This is a genomic window from Microvirgula aerodenitrificans DSM 15089, assembly GCF_000620105.1.
In the GTDB taxonomy this organism is placed as follows: domain Bacteria; phylum Pseudomonadota; class Gammaproteobacteria; order Burkholderiales; family Aquaspirillaceae; genus Microvirgula; species Microvirgula aerodenitrificans.
The window spans coordinates 63,052-85,365 of sequence record NZ_JHVK01000013.1; the positions used below are offsets into that span (position 1 = coordinate 63,052).

Consider the following 22,314-nt stretch of genomic DNA (forward strand, 5'->3'; position numbering starts at 1 on the left):
CACGAAGAATGGACGAGCGAAGCGAGGTTTCCCCGCGGCGGCGGGGACGGAAGAGGCAGGGTTCAATCAGGCAGGCTGCCGTGTTCACGACAGTTTCTGTCAGTCGGGCGTGCACCGACGCCACTGCAACCGTCTGTGCCCACCTTCATGAGCAGTCTGAAACCTGTTGGTCAACAGGCTTGCGGGTCTGCCGTGGTCGAGAAGCACACCCAGTGCGATCGCCCTGGCGATGCCGGCATCACGTCCCCTTCCTGACCGTCCCCGCTTTCAGAAACGCCCCGCGCACTTCGAACCGTACCTGCTCAATCACCTGCTGACGGTCGCGCAGCTGCAGCACGTGGCGCCCGGGCATCGGGAACCAGGCCAGCGTCGCCCCGCTGCCGAGCAGCCTGCCATCCAGCCACCACTGCGGCCGGGCAATGCCGCTGGCGCGAAACACCACGCGCTGGTTCTGCGGCGGGATGTCCGGGTCCAGCGCATAGATCGCGCCATCGACCGGATTGCCGATGCCGCGCGTGCGGCTGCGGCGGTCATCATCGGCCGCATAGATCATGTCGCGCGCGGTGCCGGGCAGGAAGTATTCGCGATGGGCGACTTCGACATTCCGCTCGAAGCGCACCTGGCGCCGCTCCACCCCGGCCGGCGGTGCCGGCGGGCGTGACGGCACGCCATCGTGCAGCCGGTTCATCAGTGCCAGCCAGACCGGCGCCGCGCCATGCATGCCGGACACGTCCCACATCGGCGCGCCGCTGGCATTGCCGACCCACACCCCGACCGTGTAGCGGCGCGAGTAGCCCACCGCCCAGTTGTCGCGCATGTCCTTGCTGGTACCGGTCTTCACCGCGCTCCAGAAGCGGGTGGCCAGCGCACTTTCCAGGCCGAAGGTGCGCGCCCGCGCGGTGCGGTCGGACAGAATGTCGCTGATGATGAAGCTGCTGCGCGCATCCAGCTGCCGGGCCGGCGCCGGCCGGGGGTCCCTGACCTGCCAGCGCAGCGGACTGCCAAGTCCCCCGGTCGCCAGCGTGCGATAGGCATTGACCAGCTCCAGCAGCCGGACATCGGCGGAGCCCAGCGCCAGGCTGTAACCGTAGTAATCGCCGGACTCGGACAGGCTGCTCAGGCCGAGGTCGTACAGGCGCTGGCGCAGCCGGTTCGGCGTAATCATCTCGATGGTGCGGACCGCCGGCGTATTCAGCGACGAGGCCAGCGCGGTCCGGACCGAAACCGGGCCCTTGAAATCCTTGTCGTAGTTCTGCGGCGCATACAGGCCGCTGCTTGTCCGCAGGTCGAGCGGGCTGTCGTTCAGCAGCGACGCCGCCGTCAGCCAGCGCCCTTCCAGCGCGATCTGGTACAGGAACGGCTTCAGCGTCGAGCCGGCCTGGCGCAGGGCGGTCACGCCATCGACTGCGCCGGCCCGCGACAGATCGCCACTGGAACCGACCCAGGCCAGAATGTCGCCGCTGGCATTGTCCAGCACCAGCAGCGCCCCATCCTCGACATTGCGCTGGCGCAGATCGGCCAGCTGCCGGCGCAGGACACGGGTGGCGAAACGCTGCAGATCGCCGTCCAGCGTGGTGCGAACGGTGCTGCCGGCCGCCTGCGGCGACCGCGCCAGCAATTTGCGGGCGAAATGCGGCGCCAGTTGCTCGCCGCGCAGATAGTCATTGCCGTGCCGCGCCAGCGCAAAGCGGGTTTCGGCATCGATCCGGGCGCAGTCCTGCGCCTTTGTGCCGACGCGGCCCATGTCGCGCAGAATGCCGCAGGCGCGCTGCGCGACCCGGTCCGGACTGGCATTCGGGGCGCGGATCAGCGCCACGGCGATCGCGGATTCGTGGGCATTCAGCCCTGACGGCGACTTGTCGAACATCGACGCCGCCAGCGCATCCAGACCGACGACCTCGCCCCGGAAACTGACCAGATTCAGGTATGCCTCGAGAATCTGCGCCTTGCTCCAGCGGCGCTCCAGCCACTGTGAACTGACCCCCTGCCCGACTTTCTGCACCAGCGAGCGCCGCTGCGCGCCGCGCCGCAGATCGTCGTCCAGCAGGCCGACCAGCTGCATGGTCAGTGTCGAGGCGCCACGCGTGCGCTGGTTCCACAGATAGCCCCAGCTGGCGGCGGCCACCGCCGACCAGTCCACCCCGCTGTGCTGATAGAAGCGACGGTCCTCCGACATCACCAGCGCCTGGCGCATGGCCGGCGAGATGTCGGTCAGCGTGACCCAGTCCAGCCGGCGCACCCGCGCATCGACCCGCATGCGCTGCAGCGGCTGGCCGTTACGATCCATCAGGGCCACGTCGGACGAACGCCAGCCGGCCTTGACCTGCTGAAAGTCCGGCATTGCCTGCACAGCCGGCGCGATGATCAGCGCGGCCAGCAGCGCCAGCCCGCGCCCGGTTCCGGCCAGCCTCACGGCTTCGCCTTTACCGTGAACGGCGGATTCGGCGCCGCACCGAACACGTCCGGCGCATACAGCGCCTCCACCCGGGTCGGCGGCAGCCGGAACACGCCGGCATTGTTCAGCCGCATGCTGTACTCGACGCTGAAGCCGCCGCGCGGCACGTACTGGTAGTAGGCGCGATAGCCGGCAAAGCGTCGCTCGACATAGGCCGGCCACGCGTCACCGCTCTGCTGTTCGCCCTGGGTGGCGATCTGCGAATCGCGGCCCATGCCGTTGCCGAGAATGCTGGCGCCGGCCGGCACCGGGTCGTCGACCACCACCCAGGTCATGCCGGCCTGGGCGCTGATGTCCAGTTTCACCCGCAGCACATCGCCGCGCGAATACTGGCCGGACACGCTCTGCTGCACCGGCGTGATGGTTTTTTTGACACGGTAGCCAGCCGCCTGCGGCGCCCCCAGCGGCACGGCCGCCAGCACCTGCACCGTCGCCCATGGCGCACCGCTGCCCTGCTGGGCCAGCGTCAGCGAGGCCTGACCGCGTCCCGGCCACGGCAGCATCACCGCTGCCGGCTGCGGCGTGGTCCAGGGCACGGTCCGCTTGCCGGCGCCCAGCGCCAGCTGCACCTGGCCGGTCACCGGCCGGGTTTCGAACTGGCTGCCGAACCGCTTCACCGCCAGCGTGCCCCAGGCATTGGCATTGGTGGTCCACCAGGCGCCCTTCTGCTGCCGCGCCAGCAATCCGGTCAGCAGCCGTGGCGCATCGTCCTTCCAGCCCGGCACCTTGCTGGCGACCAGCAGCAGCCGCGCCGCATTGACGTCGGCGTTGCCCATCAGCCACCACCAGTAGTCATCGCGCTCGGTGGAGAACACCAGCCGCGTGCCCTGATAGGTCAGCCGGCTGCGCAGGATCTGTTCGGCCTGATGCAGCTTGCCGTCGCGGTCGGCCACATCGGGCAGGCGCTGCAGCAGCGACAGCCAGTCGATCAGCATCGCTGTCGACCAGCTGTTCGGCTGGATAGTCACGGTATCGAGCTGACGCGCCCGGGCACGGTCGTAGCGTGACAGCGCTTCCAGCGCCGCCAGCCGGCGTGCATCGCCGGAATCGCGCGGCATCCACAGATCACGCCGCAGTTGCCCTTCGACAAACCGGGTCAGCCCGGTCAGCATGCGCTCGCGCGCCGCATCGGGAATCGTCCAGCCGGCTTCGTTCGATACCGACAGCAGATAGGCGGTCAGCGTGTCGCTGCCACTGGCGCGGCTGCCTTCCTGGGACGGGAAGTACTGCGCCAGCCCGTCGCCGTCCAGATAGGTCGGCAGCTCGGCCATGATCGCGTCCCAGCGCGCCTTGTCGTCCAGGCCGATGGCGATCGACGAACGCTGTTCGAGGCAGGTGAACGGATAGCGCCGGAACCAGTCGCGCACCGACGGCAGTTCGTCGGCCAGCCGCGCCTGCAACTGCACCGAGACGCCACCGCGGCCCGGCTCGGCCCCCGGCGGCAGGCCGACCGGGATCGCCAGTTCACCATCCAGCTGGCGCAGCGTGGCCTGCTGCACCGTGACCGGCGTGGCCGCTTCGACCTGCTGGCTGAAGGCCAGCCGGTCCTGCGCGTGTTCACCCCCCTGCTCCTTCGCCGTCAGCGTCCACGGCAGGGTGGTGATGCCGGCCGGCACCACCACATTCCATTTGACCTCGCGTGCCTCGCCGGCCGGGATCTGCACCGTCTGCGCAGCCAGTGCCGGCAGGCCGGGCGCCTGTGCCTCCACTACCGTTTTCATCGCCCGGCCGGAGCCGTTGCGCACGGTGATGCCGGCCTCGACCCGGTCGCCGGATCGCGCCAGCGGCGGAATGCCGGCGGTGATCTGCAGGTCCTGGGTCACGGTAATGGTGGCCGATCCGGTGCCGAAGTACGCCGAGCCGGCGTCGGCGATCGCCACCAGCCGGAAACGGGTCAGCGCATCGTTCAGCGGTACGCTGACGGTGGCGCTGCCGGTCCGGTCCAGCACCACCCGCGGCTGCCAGGTCAGCAGGGTATCCAGCAGCTCGCGCGTCGGCGCAAAGCCGCCGCCGCCGCCCGGCTCGAGCGCCTTGCGACCGAAGTGGCGCTTGCCGACCACCTGCAATTGCGCGGTCGAGGTCTCCACGCCATAACTGCGTCGCTGCAGCATGGCGTCCAGCAGATTCCAGCTGGTGTTCGGCTGCAGTTCCAGCAAGGCCTCGTCCACCGCCGCGAACGCCACTTCCGTGCCGGCCGGGACCGGCTGGCCGTTCGGCAGCTTGACCTGGACCCTGACCGTCGCCGTCTTGCGGATCGAATACACCGGCTTGTCCGGCGTCACCGTCACCGCCAGCTGGTGGCCGGCGCTGCCGACGGTGATTTCCGCCAGCCCGTATTTGAAGGCCGGTCGCGACAGGTCGACCATGGCGGTCGGCGCCTGGTATTCGCCGCCCTCGTTGCGGAAGGCATCCCACCAGTCGCGCGGCGTCTTCCAACCCCAGGTAAAGAACGAATACCACGGCACCTCACGCACGCGGCCACGCACGGCCAGCACCGACACATAGACGTTCGGCGCCCAGTCCGGCCCGATCTTCAGCTCGAAAGACGGGTCCTTGCCGCTGAGTTCGATCACCCGGGTCTCGATCACGCCCTCGCGCTCGATGGCCAGCAGCGCCGTCGCCTTGCGGAACGGCATCCGCACCTGGAAGCGGGCGGTATCGCCCGGCTGGTAGCGCTTCTGTTCCGGCAGCACGTCGATGCGGTCATTGTTGTCGACGTCGAACCACATCTCGTCGCGGTTGCTGACCCAGATGCGCTGCGCGGCACGGGCGCTGTGGCTGTTGCCGTCATCGGCCTCGGCGATCAGCTCGATGCTGCCTTCCCGGGCCAGTTCGATCTCGCAGAACATCAATCCACGGCGGTCGGTCTTGCCATCGCAGACCTGGCCCAGATCCTTGCTGGTTTCCTGATGGTCATACGCATAGAAACCGCCAACCAGCCGTTTGCGGGTCGACAGGTATTCATGCTGGCGCGCCCTGACGCTGACCGTGCGATTGGCCACCGGCTGCCCGCGGGTATCCAGCACCACTGCCTTCAGGCTGACCCGCTTGCCGGCTGCGACCCAGTCGTCGACCGCCAGCCCGACGCGCACGCCGGCCGGCCACAGCGTGACCGTGCGCGACAGCGTCTGCACTTCACCGTTCGGGTCGCTGTAGGTCGCCTCCATCACCATGTCGTATGGCCGGTCGAGCTTCGGCAGCTCGCGCACGGCGGTCTGGCCATTGCCGTTGCCGTCGAGGGTGAACGCGGACTTGTCCAGCACCACCTTGCCGTCCAGCGACTTCTGCGGTTCGCCGCGCGCACTTTCCGGTGCGGCGAAACTGAAATTGTCATAGCCGTCGGCCTGGTCGTAGCGTGCGCGCAGCATGGCGCTGACTTCCACCGGCAGGCCTTTGGCCGGCCCCCCGGTGCCGTAGGCCATCGACACCCGCACCGGTATCCGGCCCGGCGCAATGGTGGTCTTCGGATCGGTGCCCAGCTGACCCCGCATGACCGGCAGGCGGAACTCCTCGACCCGGAAGCGGCCGGTGTACAGGGTGATGCCGTCCAGATCGATACTGGCAGGACGGGTGTCGCCCGACTGGCGGGTCGGCTTGCGCGTCAGCGTCACCGAGTACATGCCAAGCCTGGCCGCCTTCGGCAGGGCAAAGCTCGATTCGGCATGGCGCCCGCCGCGCCAGCTCAGCGGGAAACGGTACTCCTCGCCGCTGCCCTCATGGGTCACGGTCATCTGGTCCGGCAACTGCCCGGCCTTCGGCAATGCCAGACCGCGAGCGGTCTCGACGCGCAGGAAATGCTTCATCGACACCGTTTCGCCGGCACGGAACAGCGGCCGGTCGAATACGGTGCTGGCGCGCACGGTCGGCTGCGGCGTGGTGTCGGTCGGCACCGGGAAGCGCCACGGCTCGATCCCCTGGTTCCAGCCGGAACGCACGAAGGACACGTCCTCGCGGCCCTGCGCATCCTTCTTGCGCGCAGTGACAAACAGCCCGTACAGCCCGCCGTCCGGGCAGCGCCCGGCTTCATCCAGCGGCTGGTCGATGCGGGCGACGCCCTGCGCATCGGTCTTGCCCTGCCACAACAGCTCGCGGCGGCAGTCGTAGACCGACACCCGCGCGTCGGCCACCGGCCGGGCGCGGTCGAGCGTGGTCACCCACACCGCCGCATTGTCCCGCCCGCGCTTCAGGTGCACGCCAAGATTGGTCACCAGCATCGCGGTGCGCACATACATCGGCGCGTCCTCGGCCAGCAGCGACTTGCCGAGCAGGCGCGATTTCAGTTCGACCACGTGCAGGCCCGGTTCGCGCGCCGGAATGCCAACCACCGAGAACGGCCACTTGCCGCTCTTGTCCTGCACCATCGGCACCTGCATCGCCTGCACGCCGTGCTGCCCCTGCAGCAGGCTCAGGCGGCGGGTCTCCACCGGCTTGCCGCGCACCAGGGTCGTCGTCTCGTGCCAGCGTTCGACCCGGGCCAGCCAGTCCATCATCGAGCGGTCGTCGGTCACGGTCAGGTTGTTGGCACCAACCTGGATCTGGCGGACATCGAGGCCGGCCTCCACGTCGCGCAGCGTGACCGCGATGGCCGGGTCGGCATTCAGTTCGACAATGCCGAACGGTGCGGCGGCGAACTTGGCCAGCGGCGGTGCCGAGGCGGTGGAGAACGCGAGCGGGAACGAGGCCCGGTTGTCCAGCGTGCGACCGCTGTCATCCCTGAAGCCATCCGGCAGCGTCAGGGTAAACGCGGCATTGGGCGGGAACGGCGGCTTGAAGCTGACCTCGTAGACCGTGCTTTCGGTGTCGCGACCGAAATCCGGCTTGCGCTCGCCGTTCGGCGTCCGCAGCCGGATCTGCTCGGCCAGCTTGCGCGTGACCGGCGCCGAGAAATGCAGCGTGACCGGACGCAGCGGAATGCATGCTGCCTTTGCGCTTTCGCGCTTGCAGGTGAACGAGGCATTGAAGGCCTCGCGCACCGGGTACTCCAGCGTCTGCCGCTCGGCGCTGCCCGGACGCGTCAGCACCAGCTTGACCCGCTTGCCGGCCGGCAGGCGCTGGCCGCAGCTGACCGCGTCGACATTGGCCGCCTGCTGCTGCCAGCCCAGGTGCTTGATCAGCGCATTGCGGTCAGCAGCGGCGACACGCCGGGCCGGCAGCCGTTCCGGCGATCCCTCGACCTGGCAGAACATCGGCACTGGAGCCGCGACCCGGCCATTGAAGCGCAGGGCAAAGGTCTGGTCCTCGTCGACGGTGCCGCCGTTGTACGGTGCGCTTTCCACCACCGCCAGCGGGCCGGTGGAAAAGCGGAACTGGCGCTGGCCGCTGATTGCCTCACCGGCCAGCGTGGTCAGCGCCGGCCTGACACTGAAGCGGCACGTGGTCGCCGCCGGCACCCCGTGCGGGAAGTCCATGACCCACGAACGATCGTCGATCCAGTGGCCGTTGCCCTTCTGCGCGCAGTCGATGTCGAACGGCGCCGGCGCGGACACATTGCCCATGCGGATCATCGGTGCGGAAAACGTCGCCCGCACCTGCTGGATCTCGCGCACCTCGTTCTGCGGGGAGAAGGACAACACGCTCGCGGCCATCGACCACGGCGAAGCCAGGGCGATGGCGAGCAGGGCGAGGGTATGGGTGGTTTTCAGTTTCATGACGATCGGCAGGCAAGGACGAAGAAAAGGGGCAAAACAGCGGTCGACAGCCCCGAAAGGGCAGCGCATGCGGACGGAATCGACAACTGCCGTTACCTTACCTGTTTAGCCTGTTTGCTGATACCGCCCGGCAAATACATGAAAAAGCCCCGCGCAAGCGGGGCTCAGACTGTCCACACACTCCGCGACGACGAACGGGCGGGCGTAGCAGGGTTGCCGGGAAACGGTACCGGTGGCCGCCTTAGCGGTACACCAGCCCGCCGTCGATCATCGGCGCCTGACCGGTCATGTAATCGGCGTCCGGACCGGCCAGATAGGACACGAAGGCGGCCACGTCGTCCGGCGTCTCGGCACGGCCGAGCGCGATGCCTTCGACGAACTTGCGATAGGTCGCGCCCGGTTCGGCACCGGTGGCTTCGACCATGCCCTTGTCGATCTCGACCCACATGTCGGTGCCGACCACGCCCGGGCAGTAGGCATTGACGGTGATGCCGGACGAGGCAAGTTCCTTGGCCGCCGCCTGGGTCAGCGCACGAATGGCGAACTTGGTCGCGGAATAGACGCCGAGCAGCGCATAGCCCTCATGGCCGGCGATCGACGAGGCATTGATGATCTTGCCCTTGTGCCCGCGCGCCCTGAACTTCTTCGCCGCCGCCTGGATGCCCCACAGCACACCGTCGACATTGATCCTGAAAATGCGCTCGGTTTCCGCCGGCGTGACATCCAGCAGCGCCCTGACCTGGGCGATGCCGGCGTTGTTGACCATGATGTCGAAGCCGCCGAGCGTCTTCTCGGCATGCTCCACCGCCGCATACACCTGATCGCGGTCACCGACATCGGCCACGAAAGTCGTGGCCTTACGTCCGAGCGCCGCCACTTCGGCCGCCACGGCGGCCATCTTGTCCTGGTGCAGGTCGACGATGGCGATATCCGCGCCATCCTTCGCCAGCCGCAAGGCAATGGCACGGCCGATTCCCTGACCAGCCCCGGTAACCAGGGCCACTTTTCCATCAATAGTGCGCATGATGTTTCCTTCCGGATGTGGGTAATACGGTGGATCCGTATCCGATTCTGCTCCGTTTTCCGGCACGAGGGTTTGCCCTGCGACATCAGAACGGCTCCCGGCAGCTCGACTTGCGGACCCGCGGAGTAAAATGACGGCGGCAAGCCGGTCTGCCCCCGGCCAGGCTTTCCCTGCAACGGCGGGGCATGCCAGGCGAGAATCTCTGTCAAGTATTTGTACCTGAACACAATATTTGTGTCATAAGCACGCCAGACTACACGTTTGCCCTGCCGTTGCCCGCCCGGACCGGAGGGAAAAACATATACGCCATCAAGCCCGTATGAAAAGACGACTGCAATGTTCAACAACAAACTGAAGCAGGCCTGCGCAGCGCTACAGCAGCAGGTCGATGAGCAGGCTGCGATCATGCAGGCGCTGGACCGCGCCTCGGCCATCATCACCTTCGATCCCGACACCACGGTGCTGAGCGCCAACGCCAATTTCCTGCGCACGCTCGGTTATCGGGACAGCGAAGAAGTCGTGGGCAGGAAACATGCGACCTTCTGCCTGCCGGAAGACGCCGCCAGCCCGGCCTACCGGCAGTTCTGGGAGCGGCTCAAGCGTGGCGAATCCTTCAGCGGCCGGGTACGGCGCAAGGCCGCCGACGGCCGCATCGTCTGGCTGGAAGCCAGTTACAACCCGATCCTGGACCCGACCGGCAGGGTGGTCCGCTACATGAAATTCGCCACCGACATCACCGCCAGCGTCGATGCCGAGGCGGTCATGCAGGCCAAGCTGAATGCCATCGATCGCGCGATGGCGGTGATCGAATTCGCGCCGGACGGCCTGATCCGCGATGCTAACGACAACTTCCTGAACGTGATGGGCTACCGGCTGGACGACATCCGGGGCAAGCACCACCGGCTGTTCTGCGAAGACGAATTCACGGCCAGCGCCGAATACCAGGCGTTCTGGCACAACCTGGCCAGCGGCAAGCTGTTCAGCGGGCAGATCAAGCGCATTGCCCGCGACGGCACGCCGCGCTGGCTGGAAGCCAGCTACAACCCGGTATTCGGCAGCGATGGCCGCACGGTCATCTCGGTGATCAAGTTCGCCAGCGACGTGACGGCCAACGTGCTCCAGCAACAGCAGGAAAGCGAGAGTGCGCGCTTCGCCTACCGCGTGTCGCAGGACACGCTGTCGATGTCCAATTCCGCCGTCGACTCGATCCGCCTGAATGTCGACGAGATCCAGAAGATGGCAGACAGCATTGGTCAGGCCGGCGAGAACGTGCAGGCGCTCGGCGCCCGTTCCGGCCAGATCACATCAATCGTGCAGACCATCAGGGACATCGCCGACCAGACCAATCTGCTGGCACTGAACGCGGCCATCGAAGCCGCGCGTGCCGGCGAAACCGGCCGCGGCTTCGCCGTGGTCGCCGACGAGGTGCGCAAGCTGGCCGAGCGCACCGCTTCGTCGACCGCCGAGATCGGTGCCATGGTGTCCGAGATCCAGCAACGGACCCGGACCGCCGTCAGCCATATGGAACAGGTCCAGGCGCAGGTCGGCCAGAGCGTGTCGCTGACCGAGGCCACCGGCGCCACCATGAACCGGATCAGCGAAGGCGCCCGCTCGGTCGTCGACGCCATCGGTCAGTACGCGACACTGAAGGCCTGATCGGCATCAGAAGCGGTAACCGAGCCCGGCCGACACGCTGAAGCCGTTGCCGGGCAGGAAGCCCGGCTGGGCGGCGGTTGCCTTGTTGCGGATTGCGTAGCTGCTGGCGTAGCGCTCGTCGGTAATATTGTCCAGTTGCAGGAACAGGCTGAGCTGTTTGTTGCGGCGATAGTCGACCTTGAAGCCGAGCAGTGCATACGGGTCCTGATAGATCGACGACGTATTGGCATGGTCGGTCGGTGTCGCCTGCGGCAGCCAGCGCACATTCGGGCCGAAGCGCCAGTCGCCGGTCCGGTACAGCAGTTCGGCGCTGATCAGATGGCGCGGCACGCCGGCGATCTGATTGCCGGCGAATTCGCCGCCGCGAAAACGGAAATCGCTGTAGGTCCACGCCAGCCGATAGTCGATGGCGCCGCTGGCCGTCACCGGCAGCGAGCCGTTCAGCCCGGCCTCGATCCCCTGGTGGCGGGTACCGCCGGCATAGTTGTAGGTGCCGACCCTGATGCCGTAGCCGTCGGTGGTCGAGATCAGTTCGTCATCGACATCGCTGTAATACGCCGTCAGCGACCCGTTCAGCCGGCCGGCCAGCAGCTCAGCCTCGGTGCCGATCTCGAACGTGGTCGCTTTCTGCACCCCGAGTTTGACCAGTTCCGCGCGGGCACCGGCCGGATTCTGCGGCGACACTTCCCCACTGACGATTTCCCAGTAGGTCGGTGCCTCGTTGCTGCGGCTGATATTCGCGTAGCCGCGCAGGCCCGGCCTCGGCGTCCAGTTCAGGCCGATTTTCGGCGTGGCATAGTCCCAGGACTGGTCCAGCGACGAGCCGTCATCGCGGCTGCGCGCATCCCGCACCACATGACTCCACTTGACCTCGCCGACCAGTTGCCAGTCCGGTGCGAACTGCCAGCCGAGCCCGGCCAGCGCCTCGCGGTTTTCCGCCTGCAGCGCATAGTTGCCGAAACGCTGCATCGGCTGGCCGGTCTTCGGACTGGTCGCATACAGCTCGCGGTCCATGTCGCTGCGCGACCACGCCAGCGCCAGCCGGTAATCGAGCTGCCGCCACTTGCCGTCCAGCGTCCACTGCGCGCCGACCGTCTCGCTGCCGGTCACGGTGGTGCTGGTCTGGTTGTTGAAGCGGTCGTCCGTATTCTGCCAGTACACGCCAAACCCCTGCCGCAGTGCGTCGTCTCCCCATTGCGAACGGTTGGCCAGCCGCAGCTGGCGCGCGGCACGGCGCGGGTCGCGGCTGTACACATTCAGCAGCTTGTCCTGCGCGGTATTGCCGTCCCCCATGACGCCGCGCGGATTGCTGTCGATGCGGTCCCTGGGCACCACGGTCGGGATATCGAACTGCAGGTCGGTCCACGACAGATAGCTGCGGTTCTCGAAGCGGTCGCCAAGACGGAAGCCGGTATTGGCCTGCACGCTGCTGCGCGTCGATCCCGAGTGATGACGGTAGCCGTCGTAGTTGTCGGCGCTGACGCTGAGGCGACCGTCGAGCTGCTCGCCCTGCCCGCCGACGGCGGCCTGCAGCGCCTGACGGCCAAAACTGCCGCCTTCCAGCCGCAACTGCCCGCGCCCGTCCGCGCCGGTCATCGACTGGAAGTCCAGCTCGCCGCCGAGCGTGGTCGCCCCCGGCGTCGTCGCGTTGGCGCCGCGCCGGGCGGTAATGAATGCACTGTTGCGCGGTTCGAGCAGGCCGATGATGAATGACCCGTCGGCCTCGTTCAGTGGCAGCCCGTCCTGCAGCAGCAGCACGCCGCGATTGACCGGATTGCTCTGGATACCGGAACCGCGAATGCTCAGCCGGGGCTGGTCCGCGCCGCCGAAAAAGTCCTGGATGATGATGCCCGGCTGGTAGTCGAGCGCATCGCGCAGCGTCGCCAGCCGGGTTTCCTGCTGTGGCTCGGCCAGATTGGTACCACCAGGCACGCGGGCCAGTTTCGCGCGGGCCTGCCCGGCCGTCGGCGCCAGCGGCACGGCCTGTCCTTGCCGGTCGGACACGACCACCGGCGTCAGCACGACTTCGTCATCGGCGAGGGCGGCCGCCGGCAGGGCAGCGGCGATCGCCAGGCCCAGCAGCGGGCGTTGGAACGCATTCGGGAACATCGGAACTCTCTTTCAGGATGGGGGCGCCGCTCAGCCGTGCACGTAGAACATGCTTTTGGCGAGCAGCACGATGGCGACCATGTGACAGAACACGCTGAGGTGGAGACGGCGGAAGCGGACCGAACTCATCTGTCCGCACCCGCGCCAGCGCATGGCGAGCAGGAAGTGGCCGAACACGCTCAGCGCCAGGGCGATCTTCAGCGCCAGCAGCGTGCCGAAGCCGCCGGCGAGCGGCGTCATCAGCGCCGCGCGGTGATGCCAGCCAAGGCCGAGGCCGGCGCTGAACAGCACCAGCAGCACCCACGGCATCAGCGAGCGGGCACGGGCGGAGATCGCCTGTTCCAGCTCGCGCATCGACGCCGCCGGCATTCGCCTGCGCACGCCTTCGAGGATCAGGACTTCGAAAAACACCGTGCCGATAAAGATCAGCGCGGCAAACAGGTGCAGGATCAGCAGGACGGGATAAGTCATCGGGACAACACTCCGGGGTGGACAAGGGCGGCATGCAGGGCGGCGGCGACCTGGTCGCGGGACTGGCCGGGACGGCGGTCGTCAATATCGAACCGGCGCAGCGAGCCGGCATCGAGCAAGGCGCAGCGGTCGACCAGCCCGACCAGTTCGTCCGGGTGGTGGCTGACGCAGATCAGCGCCGCGCGGGTCTGCGCCAGCAAGGAACGGCAGACCTCGCCGAGTGACGCGCGCAGGCCCGGATCGAGCGCGCTGAACGGCTCGTCGAGCAGCAGCAGGTCCGGCTCCAGCGCAAAGGCCCGGGCCAGTGCCGCCCGTTGCGCCATGCCGCCGGACAACTGCCCGGGCCAGGCATCGGCCTGTGCGCCCAGCCCGACCCGCTCCAGCCACTCGCCGGCCCGCCGGCGCGCCTCGGTGGCACCGCAGCCGGCGGCGCGCAGCGGAATTTCCACATTGGCGCGCACGCGCCGCCAGGGCAGCAGCCGCGGTTCCTGGAACACCAGCAGCGGGTGGGCAAAGTCATTGCGATAGCCGCCCTGCGATGGCACCAGCAGCCCGGCCGCCAGTTTCAGCAGCGAACTCTTGCCGCTGCCGCTGACACCGAGCAGGCCGAGGTGCTCGCCGGGACGCAGTTGCAGATCAACACCATCGACAATGCGGCGACCGCCGCGATCGATGGATACCCCGCGCAGTTCAAGCATGGTTTGCCTCCTGCCAGCGGGTCAGCCGGCGCTGCAGCGGTTGCTGCACGCTGAATTCGAGGACCGCCACCAGCAGCAACAGCAGCAGCGCCCATGCATACAGCTCGCCGCTGTCGAAGGTGCTGCGGGCATTGGCCAGCGCAAAGCCGGCGCCGCTGTCGGCGCCGAGCACCTCGGCCATCACCACCACCCGCACGCCACCGCAGGTGGCAATCAGCAGCGCGGCGGTCAGCGGCGCAGCCAGATGCGGGACATACAGGTGCCAGAGCCGCTGCCACGGCCGCAGCCGGTAGACCGCAGCCATTTCGACCAGTGCCGGGTCGAGCATCTGCATGCCCCTGACCGTATTCACATACATGCCGGGCGCGACCATCAGCGTGGCGATAAACACCACCATGGCCGAGCCGAGGCCGAACCACAGCATGGCCAGCACCACCACGACCACCGGCGGCACCGCCATCAGCAACCAGCGCAGCGGTTCGAGCAGGCCGCGCAGCCGTGGTGACAGACCGGCCAGCAAGCCGAGCGCAAAGCCGGCTCCCGCGCCAAGTCCGACGCCGGCGGCGATGCGCAGCAGGCTGGCGCCGGCCTGGGCATGAAAATCATCGCTGTGCAGCAAGCGCCACAGCGCGGCCAGCGTCTGCAGCGGCGTCGCCATCAGCAGCGGCCCCAGCCGGATCGCAGCCAGTTGCCACAGCAGCAACAGCAGCGCCCCACCGGCCAGCGCCCAGATCCGCGACGTTCGCCGCGAGACGGCAAGACGGGGCGCGCTCATGGTCCGTAGAACCCGACGTCGGGCAGGCGGCCACCGATCGCCTGCGGGTGCTTGTCGGCAATCAGCCGGTACAGCGCTTCCAGTTGCGGACGGACTTCGCTGGCCGGGCGGCTGTCGAGCCGGGTGACGCGGATCGACGCCTCGATGGCGGCGACCGGCAGTTGCGGCAGATGGCGATGCGTCAGTTCGGCGCAGGCACGCGGCTGTGCCGAGCACCAGCGGGCCGAGGCCGCGTACGCGTGTTCGACCGCACGCGACAGCGCCAGGTCCGGTGCGCGGCGTGAACTGGCCATCAGCCCGGCCTGCGGCAGCGCCGGCTGGCCCGGAAAGGCCTCGCGCCACGCCGAAGCCAGACTTTGCGAGCGGTACAGCGGCGCACCGCCGGCCCGGGCATTGCGCCATAGCAGCAGCGACGCCATCGGCTCGCCGAGCACGGCGTGGTCGGCCTGTCCGGCCAGCATCAGCGCGACCGCATCCTGCATGTCGCGGGTGCGCCGCAGCGTGACCTTGCCGGCCACGTGCTCCGCCCGCAGCACTTCGTCGAGCAGAATGGCCGGCAGATCGCGCGAGAACGACGTCAGCAGCACCTTGCCGGACAGGTCGGCATAGCGCCTGACCTGCGGGTCGCGGCTGACCAGCCACAGCTGGCCCCATACCGAAATGTTCAGCAGCCGGACCGGCTCGCCGCGATTGGCCAGCAGTGCCGGCAGATTGGCCGGCGCAGCGGTGTAGTCGACCTGGCCATTGGCCAGCAGCACGCGCAACTGGTCGGGGTTCTGCCACAGCCGGAACGTCACCCGGTCCGCATGGGATTTCAGTGCCCCGCTGTCGATCATGTGCAGCAGCGGGAAGCTGACCACCGATGCCGGCCCGGCCAGTGTCAGCGGCGGGCGCGTCTCCGCCGCACCGGCGGTGCCGGCCAGCAGCAGACACAGCGCGGCCGCGGCATGCCGGGCCGTATTGATTGATTTGATAATACGAATTATTCTCATGCTGTCATTTTCGCTGCATGAGACCCACACCCCCAATGACATATGTCATGACGCAGGAAAAACGCATGCCGGACGTCCCGTCCCTCCCCCTGCTGTCCGGGCACCCGCTGTTTCGCAGCCAGCCGGCCACCGTGCTCGATGCACTGGTCCTCGGCGCGTCGGTGCGGCGGGTGGCGGCGGGCGGACAGCTGTTTCGCGAGGGGGACCCGGCCGGTCATTACTATCTGGTCATCAGCGGCAGCGTCGAGATGCTGCGCTATGGCCAGGATGGCGAAGAGCGGGTATTCCGCCTGTACGAGCGCGGCCAGTTGGTCGCCATCGCGGCAATGTTCATGGCCCATGCCCGCTATCCGATGAATGCGCGCGCACGCACCGACCTGGCCGTCCACCGGCTGTCGCGCGCCGCGCTGCACCAGGTCTGCGCGGCCCATCCTGATATCGCCATGCGCCTGCTCGAAGTGGTCAGCCAGCAGCTGTACCAGCATGTGAACCAGGTGGACTGGCTGACCGGCAGCTCGGCATCGCAGCGGCTGGCGGCCTACCTGCTCGGCCTGCCGCGCACGGCGGACAGTACCGCGGTCCAGCTGCCGCTGAGCCAGCGCCAGCTGGCCGCCCATCTCGGCGTTCGCGCCGAAACCCTGAGCCGGCTGCTGTCCGAATGGACCCAGCGCGGTCTGGTTCGCGGAAGGCAACGCACCTGGGCGCTGTGCGACATCGTGCCGCTGCAGCGGCTTGCAAGTGCATCGTCGCGCCCCTTCTGAACGAACCACCGGTCAGGCAATGCAGCCTGCTAAGACGCGTTTAAGTCATGACGGATGTAATGGTCGGGCTTTTTCAGACGGTTGACACCGGCCCCGATGGTGAAACCGGCCAACCGTCTGGCCCGCTGAATGCCGAACCTGGAGTTGCCGTCATGCGTCGCATCCTGATCTGTATGCCGCTGCTGTTGGCCGGCGCCGCCGTACACGCCGCGCCGCCCACGCCGTCCCCCTGCACTGATGCCCCTCGCGCCCAGTGGCTGAGTGATGAACAGTTGCTCAGCGAGGTCAAGCGCATGGGCTACAAGCTCAAGCGCTACGAACAGGAGCGCCAGTGCGTCGAAGTCGAGGGCTGGGACCGTAATGGCCAGCGCGTCGCACTGCGTGTCGACCCGGCCACCGCCCGCATCGTGCAGACTACGTTCAAGTAGCGCCTCACCCCCTCTTTTCCCCGGGTCGGTCATCAACCGGCCTTTTTTATTTTTTGCCGGCTGCGACCGCGTTACCATTCCGCCGGAACCCTTATCGGAGTCAAGGTCATGAGAGTGCTGCTGGTTGAAGACGATCCCCTGCTCGGCGACGGGCTGGAAGCCGGTTTGCGCCAATCCGGTTTCAATGTCGACTGGATGAAGGACGGTGCCGCCGCCCGTGCCGCCATGGCCGCCGCGCCGTATGATGCCGTGGTGCTGGATCTGGGCCTGCCGCGCGTGTCAGGGCTGGACGTGCTGTCCGACTGGCGCCGCCAGCAGGTGATGACGCCGGTGCTGATCCTGACCGCGCGCGATGCGGTCGAGGACCGCATCAAGGGCCTCGACGCCGGCGCCGACGACTATCTGGTCAAGCCGTTTGCCCTCGGCGAGCTGGTGGCCCGGCTGCGCGCACTGATCCGCCGCTCGCACGGCCGCGCCAACCCGGTGTTCGAGCACGGGACGCTGATCCTCGACCCGAATGCGCGCACCGTCAGCCAGGACGGCCGGGCGGTCGAGCTGACCGCCAAGGAATTCCAGCTGCTGGAACTGTTCCTTGAAAACAAGAACCGCGTACTGCCGCGCGCGCTGCTCGAAGAGAAGCTGTACGGCTGGGCCCAGGAACTGGACAGCAATGCGCTGGAAGTCCACGTCCACCACCTGCGCAAGAAACTCGGCAGCCAGCTGATCCGTACCGTGCGCGGGGTCGGCTACCAGTTGGGCGAGGCATGAAGGTCGGCAGGCTGCGCGGCGTCCCGTCGCTGAAGCGACGGCTGCTGACGGCATTCCTGATCCTGCTGCCTGCGGCATGGATGGTCAGCGCCGTCATCAACTACCGTGCCGCCTCGCTGGCGGTCAACGAACTGTTCGATACCGAGCAGGCGTTCTTCGCCCAGATCCTGGCCTCGGTCAATCTCGAGGCCCGCGCCCAGGGCTACAAGATCCGCCCGACGCTGCCGCGCACGCTGCACGAACTGTTCGACGACGGCGACGAAGAGGAAATGGACGCCGATATCGCCTTTCAGCTGCGCAACGGCGCCGGCGAAATCATCATCGCCGACATCAACCAGACCGAACTGCCGTTCAGCCGCGACTACAAGGGCTTTTACAACGTCCGCATCGACAACCGCGAATGGCGGCTGTTCTACCTGCACGACCGGAACAACGACGCGTTCGCCCTGGTCGGCCAGCGGATGAAAACCCGCAACAAGCTGGTCAGCCGGCTGGTGCTCGGCCAGATGATGCCGTGGCTGATGGCATTGCCGGCGCTGCTGGTGCTGATGTGGTGGGGGGTGCGCCGCAGCCTGCGCCCGGTCGACCGGCTGGCGCGCGACGTGCGCGAGCGCGCCCCGGACAATCTGGCGCCGATCGCCGCACCGGTGCCGGCCGAAGTCGGTCCGCTGGTGGTCGCACTGAACCGGCTGTTCGCGCGACTGGAAACCACGCTCGCCAACGAGCGCCGCTTTACCGCCGATGCCGCACACGAGTTGCGCACGCCGCTGGCCGCGCTGCGCGTACAGCTGGAAGTGGCGATGATGGCCGGTGACGACGCGTCGCGCCGGCGCGCGCTGGCCAAGGTCATGAGCGGCATCGATCGCGCCACGCGGCTGATCGAGCAACTGCTGACACTGGCCCGGCTCGATCACCTGGCCGCGGCCGATCGACGTCCGGCCGACCTGGCACTGTGCGCACGACGCGCGGTCGTGCTGTGCGCCGACGCCGCCGATACCCGCGCCATCACGCTGACGGCACCGGCCGAGGGCGTGATCTGGCCACTGGCCGGCGACGAAGGCATGCTGGAAATCCTGCTGCGCAACCTGATCGACAACGCCATCCGCTACACCCCGCCGGGCGGCGAGGTCTGGGTCGAGTGCGACGCGGCCGCGCTGTCGGTCTGCGACAACGGCCCCGGCGTCGCGCCGGAATGGCTGGAACGGGTCAAGGAACGCTTCTCGCGACCGGAAGGCCAGCAGGCCAGCGGCAGCGGGCTCGGCCTGTCGATCGCCGAGCGCATCGCCGAGCTGCACGGGCTGAAGCTGACGCTGGACAACCGCCCCGGCGGAGGCTTCATCGCCAGACTGAGCCGGGTCGGCTAGCCATCAAGCAGCGACGGCATCATCACCGTCCGCAGCAGGATCTGCCCGTCGCCCTGGCGCTGGCGGCGGGCGAACCACCATGCCGCGCCCTTCTTGATCGTCAGCATGGTCGGCGTGCCGGTCAGCAGCTGCGAGGCTACCTGGCCGATCCACGGCTGATGGCCGACCACCACCAGTGACTCGCCGCATTCCGGCCAGTCGATGGCCGACAGCACGCGTTCCCACGGCTGGTCCGGATTCAGTTCCGGCAGCACTTGCGCATGCTTGCCCAGGTGCGCGGCCGTCTGCTGCGAGCGGCGCGCCTCGCTGACAAAAATCCGCACCCGGTCCGGCAGGCGCGGCCGCAGCCACTCCGCCATCGATGCTGCCTGCACCTGTCCGCGGCGCGTCAGCGCCCGGTTCAGGTCCGGACTGCCGTCTTCGGCTTCGGCATGTCGCCACAGCACCAGTTCGATCATGGTCGTATCCTTGTTGCAAATCCGGGCCCCCATTGTCGCAGACTGTCGCCTGCAGGCAAAAAATCGCCGCCAATACCGATCCGGGGCGAGGTATTTGGCATAATGCAGGGATGACTTCGCTTCCCGACTGGCAGTCCGCCGTTCCGGCCGACTGCGCCTATCCGGACTGGCTCAGCGAGCAGGGCTCGCTGACCGCCCGCCTGCTCGCCACCGGCCATGCATTCGCTGTCGAACTGCAGGCGCTGGAGGCCACCGTTCCGCGCGCCGACGAGGCGGCCTGTCTGGGCATCGCCAGCGACAGCGTCGTGCTGGTGCGCCAGGTCCGGCTGACGCTGGATGGCGTGGCGGTGATTGCCGCCCGCAGCCTGTCGGCGGATGACGGCTGGCGTGCCGTGCTGGACCGCGGCGGCCGCTCGCTCGGCTATTCGCTGTTCGGCGACGACAACGACATTCTTCGCGGCCCGCTCGAATACGCGACCCTGTCCGCCGGCCAGGCGTTGCACCCCGGCGATGGGCCGTCACTGTTTGCACGTCGTTCGACCTTTGCCCGCCACGGCGGGCGGCTGCTGGTGCAGGAGGTTTTCCTGCCCGCCCTGACCGGGTTCCTGCCATGAATCGCGAACGCCTGATTACTTACAGCCAGTTGATGCGGATCGACAAGCCGATCGGCACCTTCCTGCTGCTGTGGCCGACGTGGTGGGCATTGTGGATCGCCTCCGGCGGCGTGCCGCCGCTGCCGGTGCTGGCGATCTTCACCCTCGGCACCTTCCTGATGCGCTCGGCCGGCTGCGTGGTCAACGACTACGCCGACCGCGATTTCGACGGCGCCGTCGACCGGACCCGCCAGCGCCCGTTTCCGCGTGGCGCGGTCAGCAAGAAGGAAGCCCTGCTGCTGGCCGCCGGTCTGGCACTGCTGGCCGGGCTGCTGATCCTGCCGCTGAACCACCTGACCTGGGCCATGAGTCTGCCGGCGCTGTTCCTTGCCGTCAGCTACCCGTTCACCAAGCGCTTCTTCGCCGTGCCGCAAGCCTATCTCGGCCTGGCATTCGGCTTCGGCATCCCGATGGCCTTCGCCGCGATCCAGGACACCATTCCGCTGGTGGCCTGGTGGATGTTCGTCGCCAATGCCTTCTGGACCGTGGCCTACGACACCTGCTATGCCATCACCGACCGCCCGGACGACCTGAAGATCGGCATCAAGACCTCGGCCATTACCTTCGGCCGGCACGATGTGCTCGCCGTCGGCATCTGCCATGCGACCTTCCTGCTGCTGATGGCACTGCTGGGGCCGCAGCTGGGCATGGGCTGGCCGTATCTGGCCGGGCTGGTGGTGGCCGCCGTGCTGATCGGCATCCAGATGGGGCAGATCCGTGGCCGCGACCGCGCGGTGTGCTTCAAGGTATTCCTCGACAACAACCGGGTCGGGCTGGCGATCTTCGTCGGCATCGTCATCGACTATGCGCTGCGCTGACCTGCACCTGCGCGCGGCCGTTGCCGCAGATGCCGCCGCCATTGCCCGCATCCATACCGAGAGCTGGCAGCTGGACTATCGCGACATCCTCAAGCATGCGTATCTGGATGACGAGGCGCCGGCCGAACGGCTGGCGCTGTGGTTGAGCCGGATGGGCGGCGATGCACCGCCACGGGTGCTGCTGGCGGAAAGCGCCGATGGGGTCGCGCTCGGTTTTGTCTGCGTATTTCCCGATGTCGACAGCCGTTTCGGCGCCCTGCTCGACAATCTGCACGTCGCACCGGCCGCCCGTGGCCGCGGCATCGGCCGCCGGCTGCTGGCCGAGGCCTGCCGCGAACTGCGCACGTACGGCCAGTCCGGCGGCATGCACCTGTGGGTCTACGCGGCCAATCGCAGTGCCAGCGGCTTCTTCCGCCGCTATGGCGGCAGCGAGGTCACGCGGGAAACCATCGTCACGCCGGATGGCGGCACCACCATCTCGCTGTGCTATCACTGGCCGAACCTGGACATGCTGGCGGCGGATACCGGCGCGCGCGACAGCGGCAAATAGCCGGCCGCTCAGCGCCGGACCCGCAGCGGCCCCGGCAGGCGGGCGAAATGCTCGGCCAGCGCCGTGATCTCGTCAGCGGTCAGCCCGGTCACCTGCGCCTGCATGATGGCGTTGCGGCGGGCGCCGTGCTGGTAGTCGGCCAGCGCCCGGGCCAGATAGTCGGCATGCTGGCCGGCCAGCGCCGGAAAGTCATCCGACACGCCCCGCCCGTCGGCGCCATGACAGGCCGCGCACTGGGTCCGCGCCCGCTCCTCCACACCGACCGCCCGCGCCGTACCGGACGCCAGCAGCACGGCGATGGCCAGCAGCAGGGCTGCACCTTCTCCGCAACGGGTCATTTTCCGCTCCCGTAGAAAGCCGCCAGATCGGCGATATCCTGGTCGGACAGGCTGCGGGCAATCGCCTGCATGCCCGAGTGGCTGCGTTCGCCGGCACGATATGCATGCAGCGCCGCTTCCAGGTAACGCGCTTTCTGTCCGCCAATCAGCGGCACCGAATACACCGCCGGATAGGCGGTGCGGTAGCCGGGAATGCCGTGACAGCCGGCGCACATGGCGGTCTTGTCGCGTCCTGCGGCCGGATTGCCGGGCGCAGCCAGCGCCGGCAGCGTACAGACGGCGGCGAGCAGCCACCATGAAGGCAGTCGGAGCATGGGCACGGTCCTTTGTCCTGACAGCCATCGCACA

At 67.8% G+C, this 22,314-nt stretch carries 19 protein-coding genes; 8 read left to right on the forward strand and 11 right to left on the reverse strand.

What is annotated here, in order from left to right; translation table 11 throughout:
- Positions 1-238: 238 nt before the first annotated feature.
- The 3 genes from pbpC to Q352_RS0112035 form a co-directional block, all read right to left on the reverse strand.
- Positions 239-2,413: a penicillin-binding protein 1C gene (gene pbpC / locus Q352_RS0112025; RefSeq protein WP_051528907.1), complete on the reverse strand. Its 2,175-nt coding sequence runs from the start codon at positions 2,411-2,413 to the stop codon at positions 239-241.
- Positions 2,410-8,103 (reverse strand): alpha-2-macroglobulin family protein, encoded by a 5,694-nt coding sequence (locus tag Q352_RS0112030; RefSeq protein ID WP_036386142.1) that lies wholly within the window; start codon positions 8,101-8,103, stop codon positions 2,410-2,412. Before Q352_RS0112030 ends, pbpC begins: the two co-directional genes overlap by 4 nt.
- A 241-nt stretch (positions 8,104-8,344) precedes the next feature.
- A complete protein-coding gene (locus tag Q352_RS0112035; protein ID WP_036386144.1) occupies positions 8,345-9,127 on the reverse strand; it encodes an acetoin reductase in 783 nt (260 codons plus the stop codon).
- Between the two features lie 336 nt (positions 9,128-9,463).
- Here Q352_RS0112035 and Q352_RS0112040 point away from each other — a divergent pair, with 336 nt between their 5' ends.
- Entirely contained in the window at positions 9,464-10,783 is a 1,320-nt protein-coding gene (locus Q352_RS0112040; RefSeq protein WP_028499563.1) for a methyl-accepting chemotaxis protein, read from the forward strand.
- A gap of 6 nt (positions 10,784-10,789) precedes the next feature.
- Here the strand turns inward: Q352_RS0112040 and Q352_RS0112045 are convergent, their stop codons facing one another.
- Genes Q352_RS0112045 through Q352_RS0112065 form a run of 5 tightly spaced genes read right to left on the reverse strand, consistent with a single transcriptional unit; the run spans position 10,790 to position 15,828 of the window.
- Entirely contained in the window at positions 10,790-12,892 is a 2,103-nt protein-coding gene (locus tag Q352_RS0112045) for a TonB-dependent receptor family protein (RefSeq protein WP_028499564.1), read from the reverse strand.
- A gap of 30 nt (positions 12,893-12,922) precedes the next feature.
- Positions 12,923-13,363, reverse strand: a complete 441-nt coding sequence (locus Q352_RS0112050; protein ID WP_028499565.1) for a CopD family copper resistance protein — start codon at positions 13,361-13,363, stop codon at positions 12,923-12,925.
- Positions 13,360-14,061, reverse strand: coding sequence for an ATP-binding cassette domain-containing protein (locus Q352_RS0112055; protein WP_028499566.1), 702 nt, complete (start codon positions 14,059-14,061; stop codon positions 13,360-13,362). The genes Q352_RS0112050 and Q352_RS0112055 overlap by 4 nt, the downstream gene beginning before the upstream one ends.
- On the reverse strand, positions 14,054-14,836 hold the full coding sequence (locus tag Q352_RS0112060) for an ABC transporter permease (protein ID WP_028499567.1): 783 nt from the start codon (positions 14,834-14,836) through the stop codon (positions 14,054-14,056). The genes Q352_RS0112055 and Q352_RS0112060 overlap by 8 nt, the downstream gene beginning before the upstream one ends.
- Positions 14,833-15,828, reverse strand: coding sequence for an ABC transporter substrate-binding protein (locus tag Q352_RS0112065; protein ID WP_051528916.1), 996 nt, complete (start codon positions 15,826-15,828; stop codon positions 14,833-14,835). Before Q352_RS0112065 ends, Q352_RS0112060 begins: the two co-directional genes overlap by 4 nt.
- A 65-nt stretch (positions 15,829-15,893) precedes the next feature.
- On the opposite strand from Q352_RS0112065, the gene Q352_RS0112070 reads away from it, so the two are divergent.
- The 4 genes from Q352_RS0112070 (at position 15,894) to Q352_RS0112085 (ending at position 19,149) form a co-directional block, all read left to right on the forward strand.
- Positions 15,894-16,589 (forward strand): Crp/Fnr family transcriptional regulator, encoded by a 696-nt coding sequence (locus tag Q352_RS0112070; protein WP_169735649.1) that lies wholly within the window; start codon positions 15,894-15,896, stop codon positions 16,587-16,589.
- Between the two features lie 152 nt (positions 16,590-16,741).
- On the forward strand, positions 16,742-17,017 hold the full coding sequence (locus Q352_RS0112075; RefSeq protein ID WP_028499570.1) for a PepSY domain-containing protein: 276 nt from the start codon (positions 16,742-16,744) through the stop codon (positions 17,015-17,017).
- Between the two features lie 108 nt (positions 17,018-17,125).
- Complete coding sequence (locus Q352_RS0112080; RefSeq protein WP_028499571.1) at positions 17,126-17,785, forward strand: response regulator; 660 nt, start codon at positions 17,126-17,128, stop codon at positions 17,783-17,785.
- Positions 17,782-19,149: an ATP-binding protein gene (locus Q352_RS0112085; protein ID WP_051528909.1), complete on the forward strand. Its 1,368-nt coding sequence runs from the start codon at positions 17,782-17,784 to the stop codon at positions 19,147-19,149. Before Q352_RS0112080 ends, Q352_RS0112085 begins: the two co-directional genes overlap by 4 nt.
- Here the strand turns inward: Q352_RS0112085 and Q352_RS0112090 are convergent.
- Positions 19,146-19,607, reverse strand: a complete 462-nt coding sequence (locus Q352_RS0112090; RefSeq protein WP_234413023.1) for a SixA phosphatase family protein — start codon at positions 19,605-19,607, stop codon at positions 19,146-19,148. The two genes, Q352_RS0112085 and Q352_RS0112090, sit on opposite strands and share 4 nt — an antisense overlap.
- Positions 19,608-19,717: 110 nt before the next feature.
- Between Q352_RS0112090 and Q352_RS0112095 the strand changes: the two genes are divergently transcribed.
- The 3 genes from Q352_RS0112095 to Q352_RS20880 are packed head-to-tail and all read left to right on the forward strand — an operon-like array spanning position 19,718 to position 21,628.
- Positions 19,718-20,221 (forward strand): chorismate--pyruvate lyase family protein, encoded by a 504-nt coding sequence (locus tag Q352_RS0112095; protein WP_028499574.1) that lies wholly within the window; start codon positions 19,718-19,720, stop codon positions 20,219-20,221.
- A complete protein-coding gene (gene ubiA, locus Q352_RS0112100; protein ID WP_028499575.1) occupies positions 20,218-21,078 on the forward strand; it encodes a 4-hydroxybenzoate octaprenyltransferase in 861 nt (286 codons plus the stop codon). The genes Q352_RS0112095 and ubiA overlap by 4 nt, the downstream gene beginning before the upstream one ends.
- Positions 21,065-21,628: a GNAT family N-acetyltransferase gene (locus tag Q352_RS20880; protein WP_036386150.1), complete on the forward strand. Its 564-nt coding sequence runs from the start codon at positions 21,065-21,067 to the stop codon at positions 21,626-21,628. Before ubiA ends, Q352_RS20880 begins: the two co-directional genes overlap by 14 nt.
- Before the next feature lie 8 nt (positions 21,629-21,636).
- On the opposite strand, the gene Q352_RS0112110 is transcribed toward Q352_RS20880, so the two are convergent.
- Together Q352_RS0112110 and Q352_RS0112115 are read right to left on the reverse strand one after the other, a co-directional pair.
- Positions 21,637-21,966, reverse strand: coding sequence for a c-type cytochrome (locus tag Q352_RS0112110; RefSeq protein WP_028499576.1), 330 nt, complete (start codon positions 21,964-21,966; stop codon positions 21,637-21,639).
- Positions 21,963-22,280, reverse strand: coding sequence for a c-type cytochrome (locus Q352_RS0112115; protein WP_028499577.1), 318 nt, complete (start codon positions 22,278-22,280; stop codon positions 21,963-21,965). Before Q352_RS0112115 ends, Q352_RS0112110 begins: the two co-directional genes overlap by 4 nt.
- Positions 22,281-22,314: the final 34 nt, after the last annotated feature.